This is a genomic window from Leptospira perdikensis (assembly GCF_004769575.1).
GTDB lineage: Bacteria > Spirochaetota > Leptospiria > Leptospirales > Leptospiraceae > Leptospira_A > Leptospira_A perdikensis.
This window is the reverse complement of the sequence record NZ_RQGA01000001.1, coordinates 139,826-158,080: the sequence shown is the minus strand read 5'-3', so window position 1 is coordinate 158,080 and position 18,255 is coordinate 139,826. Positions and strand designations below refer to the sequence as shown.

At 39.2% G+C, this 18,255-nt stretch carries 18 protein-coding genes; 14 read left to right on the top strand and 4 right to left on the bottom strand.

Annotated features, from left to right (window positions below; all coding sequences use genetic code 11):
• Positions 1-6 precede the first annotated feature (6 nt).
• The 9 genes from EHQ49_RS00740 (at position 7) to EHQ49_RS00700 (ending at position 10,312) form a co-directional block, all read left to right on the top strand.
• On the top strand, positions 7-2,109 hold the full coding sequence (locus EHQ49_RS00740) for a tetratricopeptide repeat protein (protein WP_135575357.1): 2,103 nt from the start codon (positions 7-9) through the stop codon (positions 2,107-2,109).
• The gene (locus tag EHQ49_RS00735) at positions 2,106-2,954 is read left to right on the top strand and encodes a class I SAM-dependent methyltransferase (protein ID WP_135575355.1); all 849 of its coding nucleotides are present in this window, start codon (positions 2,106-2,108) and stop codon (positions 2,952-2,954) included. The genes EHQ49_RS00740 and EHQ49_RS00735 overlap by 4 nt, the downstream gene beginning before the upstream one ends.
• 8 nt (positions 2,955-2,962) lie before the next feature.
• The gene (locus EHQ49_RS00730; RefSeq protein ID WP_135575353.1) at positions 2,963-4,573 is read left to right on the top strand and encodes a DEAD/DEAH box helicase; all 1,611 of its coding nucleotides are present in this window, start codon (positions 2,963-2,965) and stop codon (positions 4,571-4,573) included.
• An 80-nt stretch (positions 4,574-4,653) separates the two neighbouring features.
• A complete protein-coding gene (locus tag EHQ49_RS00725) occupies positions 4,654-5,649 on the top strand; it encodes an N-acetylmuramoyl-L-alanine amidase family protein (protein WP_135575351.1) in 996 nt (331 codons plus the stop codon).
• On the top strand, positions 5,624-6,454 hold the full coding sequence (locus tag EHQ49_RS00720) for an LIC_10740 family protein (RefSeq protein ID WP_135575349.1): 831 nt from the start codon (positions 5,624-5,626) through the stop codon (positions 6,452-6,454). Before EHQ49_RS00725 ends, EHQ49_RS00720 begins: the two co-directional genes overlap by 26 nt.
• Positions 6,455-6,832: 378 nt before the next feature.
• On the top strand, positions 6,833-7,678 hold the full coding sequence (locus EHQ49_RS00715) for a flagellin N-terminal helical domain-containing protein (protein ID WP_135575347.1): 846 nt from the start codon (positions 6,833-6,835) through the stop codon (positions 7,676-7,678).
• A 172-nt stretch (positions 7,679-7,850) separates the two neighbouring features.
• Positions 7,851-8,699: a flagellin N-terminal helical domain-containing protein gene (locus EHQ49_RS00710; protein ID WP_135575345.1), complete on the top strand. Its 849-nt coding sequence runs from the start codon at positions 7,851-7,853 to the stop codon at positions 8,697-8,699.
• Between the two features lie 143 nt (positions 8,700-8,842).
• Positions 8,843-9,334, top strand: coding sequence for a hypothetical protein (locus EHQ49_RS00705; protein ID WP_135575343.1), 492 nt, complete (start codon positions 8,843-8,845; stop codon positions 9,332-9,334).
• A 114-nt stretch (positions 9,335-9,448) separates the two neighbouring features.
• Positions 9,449-10,312 (top strand): hypothetical protein, encoded by an 864-nt coding sequence (locus tag EHQ49_RS00700; RefSeq protein ID WP_244241285.1) that lies wholly within the window; start codon positions 9,449-9,451, stop codon positions 10,310-10,312.
• A gap of 58 nt (positions 10,313-10,370) precedes the next feature.
• On the opposite strand, the gene EHQ49_RS00695 is transcribed toward EHQ49_RS00700, so the two are convergent.
• Positions 10,371-10,742, bottom strand: a complete 372-nt coding sequence (locus tag EHQ49_RS00695) for a tetratricopeptide repeat protein (RefSeq protein ID WP_135575340.1) — start codon at positions 10,740-10,742, stop codon at positions 10,371-10,373.
• A gap of 127 nt (positions 10,743-10,869) precedes the next feature.
• Here EHQ49_RS00695 and EHQ49_RS00690 point away from each other — a divergent pair, with 127 nt between their 5' ends.
• The 3 genes from EHQ49_RS00690 to EHQ49_RS00680 are packed head-to-tail and all read left to right on the top strand — an operon-like array spanning position 10,870 to position 13,405.
• Positions 10,870-12,162, top strand: a complete 1,293-nt coding sequence (locus EHQ49_RS00690) for an adenylate/guanylate cyclase domain-containing protein (RefSeq protein WP_135575338.1) — start codon at positions 10,870-10,872, stop codon at positions 12,160-12,162.
• Positions 12,159-13,007, top strand: a complete 849-nt coding sequence (locus EHQ49_RS00685) for an alpha/beta fold hydrolase (RefSeq protein ID WP_135575336.1) — start codon at positions 12,159-12,161, stop codon at positions 13,005-13,007. The genes EHQ49_RS00690 and EHQ49_RS00685 overlap by 4 nt, the downstream gene beginning before the upstream one ends.
• Positions 13,004-13,405 (top strand): DoxX family protein, encoded by a 402-nt coding sequence (locus EHQ49_RS00680; RefSeq protein WP_135575334.1) that lies wholly within the window; start codon positions 13,004-13,006, stop codon positions 13,403-13,405. Before EHQ49_RS00685 ends, EHQ49_RS00680 begins: the two co-directional genes overlap by 4 nt.
• A gap of 14 nt (positions 13,406-13,419) precedes the next feature.
• On the opposite strand, the gene EHQ49_RS00675 is transcribed toward EHQ49_RS00680, so the two are convergent.
• Positions 13,420-15,054 (bottom strand): VTT domain-containing protein, encoded by a 1,635-nt coding sequence (locus EHQ49_RS00675; protein ID WP_244241284.1) that lies wholly within the window; start codon positions 15,052-15,054, stop codon positions 13,420-13,422.
• A gap of 58 nt (positions 15,055-15,112) precedes the next feature.
• On the opposite strand from EHQ49_RS00675, the gene EHQ49_RS00670 reads away from it, so the two are divergent.
• The gene (locus EHQ49_RS00670) at positions 15,113-15,655 is read left to right on the top strand and encodes an NAD(P)H-dependent oxidoreductase (protein ID WP_135575332.1); all 543 of its coding nucleotides are present in this window, start codon (positions 15,113-15,115) and stop codon (positions 15,653-15,655) included.
• Positions 15,648-17,501 (top strand): monovalent cation:proton antiporter-2 (CPA2) family protein, encoded by a 1,854-nt coding sequence (locus tag EHQ49_RS00665; RefSeq protein WP_135575330.1) that lies wholly within the window; start codon positions 15,648-15,650, stop codon positions 17,499-17,501. The genes EHQ49_RS00670 and EHQ49_RS00665 overlap by 8 nt, the downstream gene beginning before the upstream one ends.
• 11 nt (positions 17,502-17,512) lie before the next feature.
• Here EHQ49_RS00665 and EHQ49_RS18700 read toward each other — a convergent pair whose 3' ends face one another.
• Positions 17,513-17,677: a hypothetical protein gene (locus EHQ49_RS18700; protein WP_167482972.1), complete on the bottom strand. Its 165-nt coding sequence runs from the start codon at positions 17,675-17,677 to the stop codon at positions 17,513-17,515.
• Positions 17,678-17,717: 40 nt separating this feature from the next.
• Positions 17,718-18,230 (bottom strand): peptidylprolyl isomerase, encoded by a 513-nt coding sequence (locus EHQ49_RS00660; RefSeq protein WP_135575328.1) that lies wholly within the window; start codon positions 18,228-18,230, stop codon positions 17,718-17,720.
• Between the last annotated feature and the right edge of the window lie 25 nt (positions 18,231-18,255).

Sequence of the window (18,255 nt, the reverse complement as noted above, 5' to 3'; positions counted from 1 at the left end):
TAAAAAATGGATCCCATCCAAAAAAACCGGTTTCGCATTGAGGAGCAGTCCTCACAGCCAAGTTATTACCAGGAAGATCCATACTTACGGAACCTGGGTCGAGAAAAAGAAACAACTTACGAATCAGAAACAACACCAAGCCGTCCTGTTTTATCTTTTTTATTTTGGACACTCCTCGTTCTACTTGTCCTCGGATTTTTAACCGCCGGTTATTGGTGGTATCTACAAAAAAAACAAAATCCCGAAGAGATTGCAAAATCCCTAAAGAACCTACCCACAGATAAAAAGGCCCTGAACCTTCTTGTCGATAAACCCTATCTTCCCGATGATTCTGTAAATCCCAAACTGGCTGCATGTCTTAATGCATATCACAATCGTTATGTGAATCGAGTGGGAAATGTTTGTGAAGAATTTTTGAATTCTCCAGGTTCAGATGAAGATAAGTCCATCGCACTTACTGTGCTCGGTGTGTTGTACGATGAGGCAGGTCGTTATGTCAATGCCATCGAACGATTGGAAAAAGCCATCCAATACGATTCCAAAAACTATTTTGCCTTTTATAATTTATCACTCGCTTTCAAACATGCAGCGAAATTTGAAGAGGCGAGGCGAGCCGCTGAAAGAGCCAAAGAAATTGCTCCGAATGATTACCGAGTGGCACTCTTGCAAGGGAATTTATTTCAAGAGATTGGAGATCCGGCCAGTGCCATTGAAGCATACAAAGAAGGGCAGTCACTTGCGCCCTCAGATGTCACTCTTACTTATAACTTAGCTATTAGTTATTTGAAACAAGGAAATATCGCAGAAGCCATTTCTGAATTCCAAAAGGTAGTCCAAACCGCTCCTAATTCCCAAACCGCTCTTCTTTCTTACGGCCACCTAGGAACTATATTTTACCAAAGAGAAGATTATGACCGGGCAGAGTTTTATTTTCGTGAAGTGATTCGTTTGAAAACAAATGATGCCAAGTCCTACTATAACCTAGGTTTGGTGTATTTAAAAAAGAAAGTCCCAGAAGAAGCGGCCAAATACTTCCAAAAAGCCCTCGATTCCAATGCCAACGAACCAGAAGTGTATCGTTATATTGCGGATGCATTCCTATCTATGGGCCAAACCAATATGGCCATTACGGCCTTAAAAAAAGCTTTGTTACTGAAACCCAGTGATGTGGATTCACTTTTCGCCTTGTCCGAGCTTTATTATAAAAAAGGGGAACTTGTTGAAGCAGAGAGTTTGTTTCGCAGGATCATCCGCCTGACTCCGGGAGATACGTATTCGGAAACGGCTTATGTAAATCTCGGAATCATTTTGGATGAGATGGAGCGGTATTCAGAGAGCATCACTGCTTTTGAAGGGGCACTTTCCTTAAATCCGAAAAATCAATCGGCCTATTACAACTTAGGACTCGCGTATTTACATGCTGGAAAACCTACCATGGCGATTGAGTCCCTTCGTAAGTCGCAAGCCCTGGATCCGAACCATACACAGTCAAGGCTTGCCATTGCAGATTATTATTTGGAAAATAGATTTTATTCGGAAGCCACTTCTGAATACGAAGAAGCCATTGCTTGGAAACCGGAATTGTATGAAGCAAGGCTGAAACTTGCTGATGTTTACATCCAAACCAAAAACTATCCTGCCGCCGAAAAGGTGTTAGTTTATGTTTTGGAAAACTCTAAGGATCCAAAAGAAATCAAACTCGCTCATAGAAAACTAGCACTTAGTTACGCAAATAGTGGGAACTCAGGCCTTTCTAAAAAAGCCAAAGAAGAAGCATTTCGTGCCACTCATATTGATCCAGAAGATATGGAATCAAGACTTGTCCTTTCCAAAATTCTCATTGATTCCGGTTCCCTTGTGGACCGGGAAAAAGCCATCGAAGAACTAACAGTCATCACTCGTTCGGATGTCACACCTACCATTTCCTCCAAGGCTCATAATTATTTGGGAGTTTGTTATTTTAAAAATGGGGAATTCAAAAAAGCCCTTTCTAGTTTCCAAACAGCGATTGATCTCAACCCAAGTCTAACAGAAGCCTATGAAAACAAAAGGGCCGCGAGAGCTCAGTATGAAAAATCTCTCGAATCTAAAAAGAGAATGTATTTTTGAGTTTATTTGAATTTTTTCCTCATAAAGAGTTTCCTGAGTTTTATGAAGAGTGTCGACTTACGGGCGTTCTTCGGTATCTTCCCGCAAAACATAGAGAGTATGGGGATAGTTACTTTATGGAAGAATACAAATCCCAATACAAAAAATCCTACTACGAAGACGAACCAAACCTTCGTAATATGGCCAAACATCGGTTATCGAATTTAAAAAAATTGGCAGAAGGCCAGAGAGAGGTAGGAAATTCCACTTCTACTCCCAATTCAAATTCCTCACTTAAAAAATCACTTTTGGAAATTGGTTCGGCGGCAGGATTTTTTTTGGATGAAGCCAGAACCTCTGGTTACCAAACAAAAGGCCTCGAACTTTCTCCCAAAGAAGTAGATTATGCTAGGTCCACACTCGGACTCGATGTAGATAAAACCTCGGTTTTGTCTGTGGGCGTGGGTGAATGGAAGGATCAATTTGATCTGGTCTCAGCCTTTTTTGTGATCGAACATATCGATGATATCGAAGGGATTTGGAAACGGCTTGCCTCTTGGACCCGGCCCGGTGGGTATCTTTATTTGGCAGTTCCTTCTAGTTTTGGCCCGAGTTTCCAAACAAATCCCAAGGAATGGTTTTCGACCCATCCCTCTGACCACTTTTTCGACTACTCCGTTCACTCCCTGAAAAAACTCTTGTCAATCCTTGGCTTTGGACTGAACTATGTTAGACCTATGTCGTATCACTCCTACCGGGATTTAGGCCTCCTTGGCAAACTCCCCGAATGGCTGTATCGACTGTATGCAAACCAATTTGCCTATGGTGATACCATCGAACTAATCGCCAGAAAATTAAAACACTGAAATCCATTATGAAATTTAACGAATTACCCTTTCATGAGTCTCTAACCAAAGCACTTGATAAAATCGGCTACACAGAACTCACACCCATCCAAGCCAAGTCCATTCCTTTCGCCATGGAAGGAAACGATCTCACTGGTCTTGCTCAAACCGGAACTGGAAAAACTATGGCTTTCCTCCTTCCGACTCTCCACAGACTTTTGTCAGCTACGGAAGAAGAGCCATTACCTTATGCTCTTGTCCTTGCACCAACAAGAGAACTTACCATACAAATTGCAGAAGAAGCTAAAAAACTTTTAGAGTTCACTGACTTCGGTGTGGCTACCATCATCGGTGGGACCGATTACAAATCCCAAGAACAGGCACTTGGCAACAAAGCTTGTCTCATCGTGGCAACACCGGGACGTCTCATCGACTTTGTAAAAAACCACGGCCTTTCTTTGGAAAACATCAAAGTGGTGATTCTAGATGAAGCGGACAGAATGTTCGATATGGGATTTGTCCAAGATCTCAAGTACATCTTTCACAAATGTAAAAACAGAAAACAATCTCTTCTTTTTAGCGCTACTTTGAGTTACGAAGTAGTACGACTTGCAAGTAAGTATTTGAATGATCCGATTGAAGTTCATATCAATCCAGAAAAAGTCATTACCGAAAGGATCGACCAGTCTTTACTCCATTTAGGTCGGGAAGAAAAACTTCCTTATCTTGTGAACTCGTTGTTACACAATGAGATTGAAGGTCTTGGAATCATTTTTACGAACTACAAAATGAACATTCCAAAAATTGTGTCCACACTTCGTAAGTTTGGAATTACAGCCACTGGACTTTCTTCCGAACTTGACCAGAAAAAACGAATCCGTCTCCTCCGGGATTTTAAAGAAGGAAAGTATAAATATCTCATCGCTACCGATGTTGCTTCTCGTGGGATCGATATCGAAAATATTGATGTGGTTTATAATTATGATCTACCTCAAGATGCTGAAAACTATGTGCACCGGATTGGAAGAACCGCACGTGCGGGAAGAAAGGGTATGTCCATTGGATTTTGTTCCGAAACAGACTATACCGAACTCGAACGAATTGAACGTTATCTGAATTCCAAAATTCCTATTGCCGAGATTCGCGAAGAACATTTAGAATTTCCTAAGGGTGAGTTCACTCCTGTATTTGCTGACGAAGCCATCCCTGGTGAAAAGAAATACCAAGACAGGGAGAGGGGAGACCGCGGAGGTCGTGGTGGAAAACCAAGACGTGGCGGGGACAACCGAGGCGGCGAACATAGGTCAGGTGATCGAAACGACAACCGTTCGGGAGATCGCGGACGGGGAAAAGGCAAAGGGGAGAAACACCATCCACCTGCGAAGATGTCACACCCACACCATCACGATGGGGACGGTGACCACAAACATCCTGCTAAAATGACCCACCATGAAATGAAACATGGACAACATTCCAAAGACGGAAAAGGCAAAGGGCAACACAAAAAAAATCAGTCTGGAAAACATTACCAAAAGAATGATCCAAGACGGAATCTCTTCGATATCAACGAAGTGAAAAAATCTAAAAAACAGAAACAATCGATTTGGCAGCGAATTCTTTCTATCTTCAAAAAAGATTAGTTCTCTTTTGTTTTTGTTTTTTTCCGAATCTCGTAGTTGCTGAGGTCGCCAAACTTCCGCTCTACGGGAAAGGGAACTACGTGGCATTTTCTGATTTAAAATCAATAATGCCAGAACTCTCCACCAAACTAAAAAAATTCACAAGAGTGGGGTCAGTTTACACCCCCCAAGGGAATCTTCAGTTCCGCCTCGGATCCAGTTTTTATACACTGGATGGTAAAATTTATAAAATCCCTAAAGCCATTTTAAAAAAGGATGAGGATGTATACCTTCCTTTGGATCTTGTGGAAGCCATTTTACTCAACCTCATCTCGTATGATGTTCGTTACCAGTTCAAAGAAACTGAACTTTGGGTTCTCATCCCCAAGGAACCAGTGCCGAAACGAAATCTAAACGTAAAAGCCATTGTGATAGATGCCGGCCACGGAGGAAAAGATCCCGGAACTTCCGATCCTTCAGGTAACTTTGAAAAAGATGTGAGTCTTGGTGTGGCTCGTTATACTTATTTGTACTTACGAAAGTATTATCCGGAAATTCGGGTGCAGATGGTTCGTAAAAATGATAGTTTTGTGGAACTAGAAGACCGTTCCAAACTCGCGAATCAAATGTTGCATGATACTAGGGATGTGATTTTCCTCAGTTTTCATTGTAATGCTTCTCTATCGGATAAGGCGGCTGGTTTTGAAGTGTATTATCTTTCTCAAAGTCCAAGTACAGAGGCCGCTCGTGAAACGGCCATTTTAGAAAATCGGTATGTAGGAAAACATAAGAACCCGGTTGTCTCTCAGATCCAATCCCAGATGTTGTCCAGTGTCACCCAAAGGCGGTCTCGGAAATTGGCCACGGCTGTGGCGGAAGAGTATGAAAAGGGATTAAGTCCTGACATTCCTTCTCGTGGGGTGAAAAAGGCAGATTTTTCCGTCTTGCGAGGAAGCCTTATGCCTGCGGTACTTGTGGAAATGGGGTATCTGACAAACCCTGAGGAAAGTAAGAAACTGCGGGATAAAACTTACCAAAAGAAAATTGCACGCAGTGTCATCAAAGGAATTCATGAATACGCATCTTCAAAAGATTAAAGAATATCTTCGTTCCCTGAAAGAAATCATAAGAGTCCTAATCTTTCGATTTTATAAAATTGGAACAGGGGAAACCAAACTCACACGTGATTTTATATTTTTGTTTGCTTCTTGGTTTTCCCTTCTCATTTTTTTCAGTTTCTTTATTTTGGCGGAACAAAATCCATTTCGATTGTTAGTTCCCTTCCAACTGTATTCTTATCCCTCTCTTGACCATAGAGAATCAGTCGTAATTTACATCTCCAATGGAGAAGGGGAACAAATCCCAATTCACAGAAAGGTATTAAAACAAGATGAAACGGGAGCCTTTATTTACCAGCTTGTAGGCGAAGTGGGATCACCACCTTACTTTGATTCTGTGGAAGCTTTAGCAAAAGATGGAAAGTTGTTTTCTCCTAAAAAACTTTTGGATATTCGGTTTGCTTTAAAACAAACCTGGTTTGTGGAAAAGGGAAGTAAACTTGTTGTGGATTGGAATGTTTCCATTTTACAAGATGTCATGGAAAAATACAGACTTCCTCGTACGAAATCGGATGAAGCAGATGCCGACGCAGAAGAAGAGAATACAAATGCTCCAGTGGACACCATCACATATTATACAGGTGGAACAGAAACAGGCCCTAAAGAATCAGAAGAGGTCCTCAACAAACGTAGGATTCTTGCAATGGAATCCACAATACGCGCGTTAAATGCAAGTCTCTTTGAAAATTTTGCAGACCTAAAATCAATTGAACATAAATTTTCTGGAGAACCGAGTCCTGTTTACCACTGGGATACTTTACCAGCTCTAGTCACACGCCCTTAACGTTTTGACTGGTTCGTTTTCTCCGCTTTCTTTGCCTACCGCCCCTAAATAGGGGTAATCCGAACAATTTCTCTCATTTTCCAAAATTCGCTTATGGAAAATGGGATTTTGCCGATCTTCGTAACGGGAAAAGTAGAACTTTTTTTAAAAAAAAATAAAACGCTAAAGTCGCCGAAATCTTCCAAAAAACCTCAAAAAATCACAAAAAATACCGAAAATAACCCAGTTTCTTCGAATTAATTTCTTTTATCCGATCACCGACATACAAAGGGAACAAATAGAGATTTTAGGCACCATAGGGGCCTGAAAGCCAGACACAAAAACCAAAGAGAGAAGGGATTCTCTCTTTTGCCGGATCAAGTTTCAAGGAGGAAACCAATGATCATAAACCACAATTTAGCCGCGATCAACTCACATCGCGTACTCAAGTTTCAAAACGAGGAAGTCTCCAAAAATATGGAGAAACTATCCTCTGGAATGCGAATCAACCGTGCAGGTGATGATGCATCCGGACTCGCCGTTTCTGAAAAGATGAGAACGCAAGTGAATGGTCTTAGACAAGCAGAGAGAAATACCGAAGACGGTATGAGCCTTATCCAAACAACGGAAGGTTTTTTGCAAGAATCGAATGATATCATTCAAAGAATTCGAACTCTTGCAATTCAGTCGTCTAACGGTATTTATACTGACGAAGATAGACAAATGATCCAAGTCGAAGTTTCACAACTTATCGACGAAGTGGACAGAATTGCTTCACAAGCAGAATTCAATAAAATGAATTTGCTTCAAGGTGATTTTGCTCGTGGATCTAGAGCAACTTCCATGTGGTTCCATTTAGGACCAAACCAACACCAAAGAGAAAGAGTGTTCATTGCAACAATGACTGCACGTGCACTTAATCTTAAAGGTCAAAGTGGAGATCTCTTGTCTTTGTCAACAGCTGACAAGTCAAACGATGCGATCGGAACTTTGGATGCTGCGTTAACTCGCATTAGTAAACAAAGAGCAAACTTAGGTGCTTACTTTAATCGTCTTGAGCATGCTGCAAAAGGGCTCATGAACGCTTATGAGAATACCCAAGCCTCCGAGTCTAGGATCCGTGATGCGGATATGGCAGAAGAAACTGTGGCTTTCACAAAGAACCAGATTTTAGTTCAATCTGGAACTGCTATGTTAGCTCAGGCGAATGTTCGTCCACAAGGAGTTCTTTCTCTCCTTCGTTAATAGCCTAACGAAGTGAGTGGTTAGTGTAACTGAAGAGTTGTAATTAGATAATCAGCCGGCTTTCCCCTGCCAGGTGGCAAAATGAAAGCTCATCCTTGACACCGGACAGGGATTGTCCGGCTAAGAACGAAATATAGACCGTTCTTGGTAATACACAAAGGAGTGTAGGCCAATGATTATCAATCACAACATGAGTGCGATTCAATCACATCGTGCTCTCAAGTTTACACAATGGGATGTAGATAAGACCATGAGGAACCTCTCCACTGGGCAAAGGATTAACCTTGCCGGTGATGATGCTTCTGGTCTTGCTGTTTCGGAAAAACTACGAACACAAATTCGTGGTTTACGTCAGGCCGAAAGGAATACGGAAGATGGACTTAGTTTCATCCAGACTGCAGAGGGTTTCCTCGACCAGTCGGCTGAAATCATCCAACGAATCCGGACCTTAGCGATCCAGACTTCGAACGGAATCTACACACCGGAGGACAGGCAGCTCGTGCAGGTAGAAGTATCTGCGCTGGTGGATGAGATCGATCGAATTGCTTCACAAGCAGAGTTCAATAAAATGAAACTGTTTGAAGGAGACTTCGCTCGAAAGTCAACGAAGGCGTCGATGTGGTTTCACATGGGAGCAAACGCAAAGCAAAGAGAGCGTTTCTACATTGGAACTATGACTTCGAAAGCTCTTAAGATGTCAGAAGGTGCGAATAAAATTGCGCTCTCTACACCTGGAAAAGCAGACGAAGCGATTGCTAAAGCGGACTTCGCCTTGAACAAGATCATGAAGCAGAGAGCAGATATGGGAGCTTATCAAAATAGGCTCGAAAGTACTGCAAAAGGCCTCATGGGTGCATACGAAAATATGCAAGCATCCGAATCAAGGATTAGGGACGCAGATATGGCAGAAGAAATGGTAGCGCTAACGACGAAACAAATTCTCGTGCAAAGCGGTACGGCAATGCTCGCGCAAGCCAGTCTTCGGTCAAATTCTGTATTACGACTTTTGAATAACGCTTAAGTCGTAGTAAGGCAAGAGTTGCCTTAAGACGGTTGCCTCTTTTCGAAGGAATCTTCGGGAAGAGGCTTTTTTCTTTTTGTATTGTTACTAAATTAGTATTGAATCCTCATTTAGATCGAAAAAAAAAGTTATAGTAGGTCTATATGAAAAGTTCTAAGATATTAATGATTGTTATACTGGTATTGTTCGCTAAAATCAGCACTTTTGCGATGAACGAATTTGGTCAAAACCCCAAAAAAATTCCAACAAAGAAAATTATTGTGACAAAGTCTAATAACTGCTGTTATTTAGGAGTTGATCATCAAAACAAAGTTAGAATCAACCAAATTTGTAAAAATAAATCAATCACAACATTTGAATTAGAATTTTTGGAAAGTTCACAAGTCTGTACAATCATAGAAAATGTGACATTTGTAGACAACCATGGTAAAAAATACAAACCAAAAGGATATTCGGGGATTTCCAATTGTCCCGATTCTATTCCCGTTTCCAGTGGGGATCGTTTTACCTGGAGTTTTGAATTATTAGATACATCAGCGACATCATTTAGTTTGAGTGAAGTGGAATTAGAAGAAGCTTCTGGGATGAATGCTTGGCAATGGCGAGATGTGAGTATTTCGCATTGCCGCTTTTGATTCTTTCTAATATTAAAATATTTTGTAATAGTGAAATTTTTTTGATTTTACACCTAACGAGAAATGTTTGACGAAAAAAACGGATACAAACAAATATGTGTTATGTTGAAAAAAATGAAATTGGTTTTTTTTGTTTTGATTTTTTTGGTTCATTGTACAAACGTATATTCCCCAACAGGAATAAAGGGAGAGCAGGCAAAAAAACAACTCGAAGAACATAGATCCAATCTAAGCTTAGTGAGTTTGATTAGTGTTTTGTCTGCATCTTTCAGCGCTTCAGCAAATGCTGCCAATTCTACTTATACTTGCTCTACTGAAAATAATGCGACACTTGGGTTTACGACTCCAACAACCGCTTCCAATTTTAGTTTGCCATCGGGTACATCCTATGTAGATTTATCTGTTCCGAGTAGCGGAACTTTTTATTTCCGTTCTAATGCGGCCGCTTCTTATGCGATGTACACGGGAAAGATTTTAAAAACGGCTACCACTTCTGCAAACGCAAGTTGTTATTATTCAACAAACTCTGTCTGCGGAACTACTGATTTATCTGCCGCCTCCATTTCTTCTTCTATCGGACTTTTTATTTCAGTAAATGCCGGTACCTGCATTGCTTTTCGATGTACATCTCCAGCATATATCCGTTTTCGACTGTATAGTAATGAAACCGTATCTACAAGTACTTTAGATTCGGTAATTTCATTAACTTATACTCCTGCCATATTCGAATCGATTTCAAATATTGGAAATGACACCTATTACACGATGGAGTCTTTCAAAAAATGTAAAAAGGAAATTACAAACTATGCCGTCATTGAAACTCAATACGCTGGGTATGTAGGCTCCGTTTTAAATGAAGTGAGTAGTTGTAACAAACCAAATTCGGCCATTCAAGCAGCATCCGTCAATCCGAGTCTTACGGCTTCCTTACAGGCAGACGCCTGTGAATTGGAACCAGTGAATGTTTTTGGTTATTAACTAGACTCAAGATTCACGTTTATTTAATAAAAAGAAATCCAAATTGCCTTAGCTGTAACTACTTATAGTGGTAGTAATGGTTGGGGTCATCCCACTTTTTCTTCTCTCTGGCTTGGATATCATCGATTGTGGTTTGGTCTTTTTTTGCTTCTGGGAAATTTCCCATTGATTTGTGAATTTTGATTCTAAGTTCTAATCCAGGGATAAAATCTTTCATGATCCGTAAGGCTTCATCACAGTGCTCTAACGCTTCTGTTATTTTATTTTTTTCCAATAGGATTTCTGCTATAAAAAACCAGCAGTAATGAGTAAAAGATGGGTGGACCAAACTTAGATACTCTTTCATCAGTGACATAGCTTTTTCGTTTCGGCCTTCTTTTCTTGCTAGTTCCGCTTGTTCTCGAATTTTGATGATTTCTTTTGAATCCATATAAACTGACTCAAAATATTCTAATCCAAAGGATGGGATGTCAATCGTAGAATGAAAAACGATCCCCTGGTCGCCAAGAAAAAAGGTTGAACCCCCCTGGTTTTGCGGGGGAAACTTGCCAATTACAATGAAATGGATATACCTTTTTCTCGGAGATCCTAAAAAACACTCTCTAGAACACCGGTTATTTAATACGGTTTCGCTTGTTAACGGCCTTCTCAATTTGATCGGGGTGTTTGGGGTTTTGTATTTAGAAAACTATTTAATCCTCGTTATTCTCAACGTTGGTTCTGGTCTATTAATGCTTGTTATGTATTACTTAAGTCGAGTGAAGAGTATTTATTTTTCATTGTATTGGCCTTTTAATTTAACTATACTTTTTTATTTATCTTCAATGTGGTTTTTTAATGGTGGTTCCCTTGGAGGAAACCATTATTATTTGATTCCTGCCCTTGTTATCGCCCTCATTCTCATTAGAAACCACAATGTATTTGTAGTTTATTCTATTTATATTTTTTTCGCGGCTTCTTTATATATAATCGAATTTTATCATAGAGATTGGGTATCTTCCTATGAAACAGATTTGGATCGTTATTTGGATGCAGGAGGGAATTATCTTTTCGTTCAGATCCTAACAGGAATTTTGATTTTTATTTTGAGTCGAAATTTGAATGTAGAAAGGAAAAAGTCAGAATCTTTGCTTTTGAATATTTTGCCTGAGCCCATTGCTGAGGAATTAAAAAAGGAAGCGCGAGTCATTCCTAAACGATATGAGTCTGCATCAGTTCTTTTTTGTGATATGGCTGGGTTCACAAAAATTGCAGAGAAGATGAATGCTGAAGAACTTGTCGGAGAATTGGATACTATTTTTCGTGAGTTTGACCGTTTGTGTAAAAGTTATCATTTAGAAAAAATAAAAACAATTGGAGATGCTTATATGGCTGTTGGTGGTATTCCCACCGAAAATCAAACCAATGCCGTTGATTCTGTGTTATGTGGTATTTCTTTTCAGTCTTATATGGCCGAACAGAAAGAAATTCATGCCTTACGTGGTAGGGAATTTTGGGAGATTCGGTTGGGAATTCACGTAGGTCCCTTGGTTGCAGGAGTTGTTGGTATTGATAAATTTGCTTACGATGTTTGGGGTGATACTGTCAATACGGCAAGTCGTCTAGAAAGTTCTGGGGTCACAGGAGAAGTGAATGTATCTGCTCAGGTGTACGAAGAAATAAAGTCTTACTTTGAATGTGAACCTAGGGGATTTGTTTCAATTAAGAATAAAGCCGATATTGAAATGTATTTGGTTAAAGGTTTTTTACCCGAATATGCTGATGTTTTAAATCCCAAACAGCCCAATTCTCTTTTTAAGCGACTTTATGAATCAGGAGCTTTGTTTGCAAGTAGTGAAGAGGTCGAATGAACTTCTTTCTTTTGTATCGAATTAGAATATTTGTTTTTTATCTTTTATCAGTAACTTTTTTATTTTGTAAAGTCCCGTCTCAAGGAAGGGAAACAATACAAAGTTTGGTTTCACCTTCGGAAAAGGGAGAGATCCATTTTTTATCCAATGAATGTAAAAATAAAAAGAAAGTTTTAGTTTTGATACATGGTTCCCCTGGTTCGTCTTTAGATTTCGAATCCTACTTAAAGGACGAAGATTTACAAAACCAATTTTGTATCCTTTTACCGGACCGTTTGGGTTATGGAGGTTCCTGGAATCAAACTTCTGTTCCTAATCTCATTCTACAGGGTAGGGCCATTCATTCTGCCCTCATCCGCTATTTAGAAAAGGAAAGGTTTCGATTCAATGAGGGGATAGTTGTTGGTCATTCTTATGGCGGGCCTGTGGCGCTTCGAATTGCAATGGAAAAAAACAATACCTATTCATTTGTTTGGAAAAGTATTTTGCTTTCAGCTCCTATAGATCCCGATTTAGAAGAGTTACATTGGTACAATCAAATTGCAAATTTGGTTTGGGTACAGTGGATTCTTCCTGATTCTTGGATTCACAGCAATGAAGAGATGTATACATTAAAAACTGATTTAATCGAATTAACCAAGGCATTCGAAAACTCTTCCTTAGAAATTCTTTCCGTACATGGGGATGAGGACCAGTTGGTTTCAGTAAAGAACGTTTATTACTTTACGAAATGGAAACCATCCATTAAACATAGGATTCAAATTCTAAAGGGAGAAAATCATTTTATTCCCTGGACTAATTTTAAAGAAATCAAAGAGATCATTTTAGCGGAGGGTTCTAAATGAAATTACCAGAAATGGAACGTATTCTCTTTCATGGCGCTCGTTTAGTGGCAGTCATCATTATTGGACAAACATTGTATTTTAAATTTTCTGGTTCCGAAGAATCTAAGTTTATTTTTTCTGTGATGGGAATGGAACCTTGGGGCCGTTACGGACTTGCTGTTTTAGAAACTTTCTGTGTATTGTTTTTACTTGTTCCTCGTTTGGTTTGGCTTGGTGCCCTGATGGGATTTAACTTAATGTTAGGTGCTGTTTTGTCTCATTTTGTTTTTTTGGGAATTGTCGTACAGAATGATGGTGGACTTCTTTTTGTTTTAGCTCTGGTTGTATTTTCTTTATCTACTTACCTTTTGTATCGAGAAAGAAAAACAATTCCGTATCTAAAGAATTATTTTGATTAAAATTTCTTTTTGTTTTAAGTGATTGTTTCTCGGTCGGAGTAAATATCTCGATATTGGTTATGATTTTTAACCAAATGGTAAAGGTCAGTAAAGGGAAATAACGGAATACCTGCCTGGTAGTTTTCGTAACCTATCTGGAATAACAGCTTCCACTGCCGAAACAAAATAGAATAACTTTGTAAAACCGAAAAATTAGGATCGTAAAGGTTTGTGGATTCACTGGTGGCGCCATTCAATTCAATGATTTTAAAACCATAACCTGAATTGAACTTGTTTGGATCTGAAAATCGAATGTCAAACCTTCCGAAATAAAAACCGGGGATCGTATCAGCGATTGAGATCAATTTGATTTCGATTTCTTTTGTTTTCCACCGACTTCCATCTAAGAACATACATCCTTGTATATGATTCCCGATAGAACCAATGGAAATCGTTTCACCGGCAGATAATACTCTATCTAACTGATGTTTGTTGTGTTTAAAATGTGTATTTTTTTGAAACTTAAATCTTTGGTGGTTGGAAATAAGAGATTTGATGTCTCTGTGACCGTCCCCAATGAGCTCTGGAAAAATTTTATCTGTTATGGAAAAGATCTTTCCTTGTTTATCTTTCGGGTGGCGGTAATAGAAGATACCTACTTCAAAAGGTCCTTCTACGTATTCTTGAAAGATCCAATCCAAGGGATAAGTCTGGATCAAAGTGAGGCAATCCTCTAGGGAATGAATTTTTTTCACTAAAAACCCTCTTTCTCCTTTGTCTGGTTTGGCGATCAAAGGAAATCTTAGATTCTCAGTTTGTATCCAATTTTGAATTTTACTTTTGGGATTTTTTTCTTTCGGGGATATAAATTGGTATTTTGCGACTACTTCTTTTGGAATTAGATTTAGGATTTCTGATTTGGATTCTCCTGCAATTCCTGAGGCAAGGATTCCTGGATTGACTGTTGTGATATAACGAACTCCTCTATAACGTAATGCTAAATAAATTAAGTAGGGAACAAGAGGAAGGTAAAAAAGGGAAGCAGGCCAAAATTCCAATTGTTTGAACTTTGCAACAAAGAAGGATGTTTTTTCTCTCTCTTTCGGATAGAAAGTAATCCGCATCATGAAATAGAGTATGTAGAAACTGAAAGCAATCGCCAGACTAAATAGAAGAGAATTTTTTGGGTTCCAATACAAGGTGACTAAATTGCCATAAAGATAAACCAATGAGACAAAACCCGTTGTCCAAAGAGTCACAGCAATCAAACTAGTATAAAAAAAAGCAAAGAAGGGGAGTCCCAAAAACCCACTACTGAGATAAAGAGGAAGCCTTGTCCCCGGTAAAAATCTAGAGGCAAAAATCGACTTCCTGAAATGGAGTTTCCACTCATCAATAATTTCTAAGGACTCCAATTTTATCTGGACTTTCCTCAGAAATTCCCATTTTAAGAATCCTCGCCTAACTATGAATCCAAAGAAGTAGAGTAAACAATCTCCAACAAAAATCCCAAGACCTGTGGTGAAAATCGCTGAAAGTAAGGATAAATTGCCGTTTTTTGCAACGATTCCAGCGGCAATACAAGTAAGGTCTTCTGAAACAAATGTTGAAAAAAAAAGGGAAAGGGCCGTCACTAAAGAAATTTGAAATAAATTTACAATCAGAGTCAATGGAAAACTATTTTTTTTTACGTTTTACCATTCAATGGTTTTTGTGAATTTGTCCCGTATGCCTAAAATTTTGATTTTGCTTGTTCATCCCACATTGGAAAAATCTAAAGCCAATCAAATGCTTTTGGATTCAATCCCTAATTCCGATGCAATCACATTACATGATCTATATGAAGAGTATCCCAACTTTTCGATCAATGTAAAAGCAGAACAAAATTTGGTTTCGAATCATGATATTATTTTATTCCAACATCCTTTGTATTGGTATAGTTGTCCTCCACTTATGAAGTTGTGGATGGATATGGTTTTAGAAGATGGATGGGCTTATGGTGCGGATGGGAATCATCTTATGGGAAAAAAATGGATTCAGGTCATTACCACTGGTGGTTCAAAGGATGCTTATTCAAAAGGTGGATTTCACGGTTATTCGACAGATGAGTTTCTGTTACCGTTTCGTAGGACAGCTGAATTATGTGGAATGGACTATTTGGCACCATTTCTTGTTCAGGGGACGTTTCAATTGAATGAATTGGATCTGCAAAAAGAATCCAATCGATATTTAAAATTTATGAATAACTTGTTAGGTGGTATTTATGGGTGAATCTAGTTTTTTTATTCAGGCTTTGATTTATCTTACAAGTGCTATCATCATGGTGCCAATTGCCACGAGGTTCGGACTTGGTTCTGTTTTGGGATATCTGATTGCAGGAATTGTCATCGGTCCTTTTGTTTTTGGTTTTGTCGGAACGGAAGGCAAGGACATGTTACACTTTGCTGAGTTTGGTGTCGTGATGATGCTTTTTGCCATCGGCTTAGAACTAGAATTGGATTTACTCTGGCGTCTTAAGTTTTGGTTACTTGGCCTTGGTGGGTTACAACTTCTCCTCACGACCATCATCACTGCTGCTTTTTGTTTTGGATTTGGTTTTCAATGGAAACCTTCGCTTGCATTAGGCCTTATTTTGTCTCTCTCTTCCACAGCCATAGTTTTACAAACTTTAAAAGAGAAGGGACTTATGAAATCGATTTCTGGCCAAGCTTCTTTTTCAGTCCTTCTATTTCAAGATATGGCCGTGATTCCTATTCTTGCCATCTTTCCAATGTTAAGTGATTCTGATTTAACTGAAACTTCACAACATCATTCACTGATCGAACATTTCCCTGGTTACGTAAAAACATTAGTTGTATTGTTCGTTGTAATTGGAATCATCCTTGTGGGTAAATATGCTCTCAGTCCACTTTTTCGGTTGCTAGCCAAGTCAGGAAACCGTGAAATTTTTACAGGTGCTAGTTTGTTACTAGTCATTGCTATCTCTGTTCTCATGGGAGCTGTGGGAGTATCTGCGGCTCTTGGTACTTTTCTTGGTGGTGTCGTACTTGCGAGTAGTGAGTTTCGGCATGAGTTAGAAAGTAATATTGAACCTTTTAAAGGATTACTACTCGGATTGTTTTTTTTAAGTGTAGGTGCTTCCATGGACCTTCCTGTGGTGATGCAAAGTCCTTCCAAGGTTTTAGGAATTGTTTTAGGTATCATCTTCATCAAAGCTTTGATTTTATTTTTGCTCGGACTTGTTTTTCGTCTTCCCCTAGACCAAAACATTTATTTTTCTTTGGCATTATGCCAAGTCGGAGAGTTCTCTTTTGTTCTCTTTGGATATTCGGAAGGGCTCGGAATTTTGGATCAGGAAACCATCATTATCCTTGTGGCTTCTGTCGCAGTGAGTATGGCGCTCACTCCCGTACTTCTTTTGTTATATGAAAAAACCATTTTTGGATTATTAGAATCCAAAATTCCTAAAAAACAAACGGCACAGGACATTCATAAACAGGAAAACCCGGTGATCATTTGTGGATTCGGTCGATTTGGAAACATGCTTGGCCGGTTTCTTCGTTCCAATGGAATTGGAATTACTATTTTAGATTTTGATGCAGATCGTGTGGAGATGCTTGGCCGGTTTGGGTTTAAGGTCTATTTTGGTGATGCGACAAGACTCGAGTTATTAGAATCGGCTGGTTTGGAACATGCAAAAATCCTTGTGGCCGCACTCGACAATCCAGAAAAACAAACAGAACTCATCCGAAATGTAAGCCAACACTATCCCAATATTAAAATTGTAGCAAGGGCTGGAGATAGAGAAGGAGCGTATGATCTAAAAGAATTGGGTCTTAAATACATATACAGGGAAACTAGGGAAACGGCTGTCCTTATGGGAAGAGATGTATTGAAACTTTTAGGAACAAGATCTCACACAGCAGAAAAAGCAAGGAATCTATTTTTACAACATGATGATGATACTTTCCACGAACTTTTTGAACTTCGCAGAGACCGGGTCCAGTATATGAGTCTTGCTAAACAAAGAAATGCGGAACTAGAAAGATTGATGTTTGTGGATTTAGGTAAGGAAGAAGAATTGGAAAGGGATCCCTGGAGCGAGATGGAAAGATAAATAGAGCGGAATTAAAAAATGAAAGAAAGAAGAAACTCTATTCCCGAATGGTCTTCTTTCTTTTTTCGAGAATAGAGTTTTTTGGATGGTTTGATTTTGGTTGGTTTCATAGAAAAAATCATTCTAGAAGCCAGTTTGATTTGAGTGACTTGTTTTTGTTTTCCTTTTGTTTTCATAGTGGTTAGACTATGAAAACCCAAATGACAGAATCAATCTTTATTTTTTGGAATCTAGGATTTGGTTCCACTCATCCAAAAATGGTTTTGCTATGGAAAAAACAGAACTTACGTCCCCTTCGATAGTGACCGATTCCATCACATCCCCTTGATTGATTTTATTGACTACTTCTTGGTCTGTGGCATCAACAACCGCACCGAATACAGAATGTTTTCCATCAAGCCATGGTGTAGGTACGTGGGTAATAAAAAATTGACTTCCATTGGTTCCAGGGCCGGCATTCGCCATCGATAGGATTCCTGGTTTGTTGTGTTTCAAACTAGAATCAAACTCATCTCTGAATTTATAACCGGGTCCACCCGTTCCTGTTCCTTGTGGGCAACCACCTTGCACCATAAAGTCCGCAATGACACGGTGGAATTTTAGTCCATTGTAAAAATTCCTTTGGGCTAAGTTGATGAAGTTGGCTACAGTATTTGGTGTTTTGTCTGGAAACAGGTCGATACGAATGTCGCCTTTGTTTGTTTTGATAATTGCTCTCAATGTGCTCATTGTTTTCATCACAATTTGCCCAATT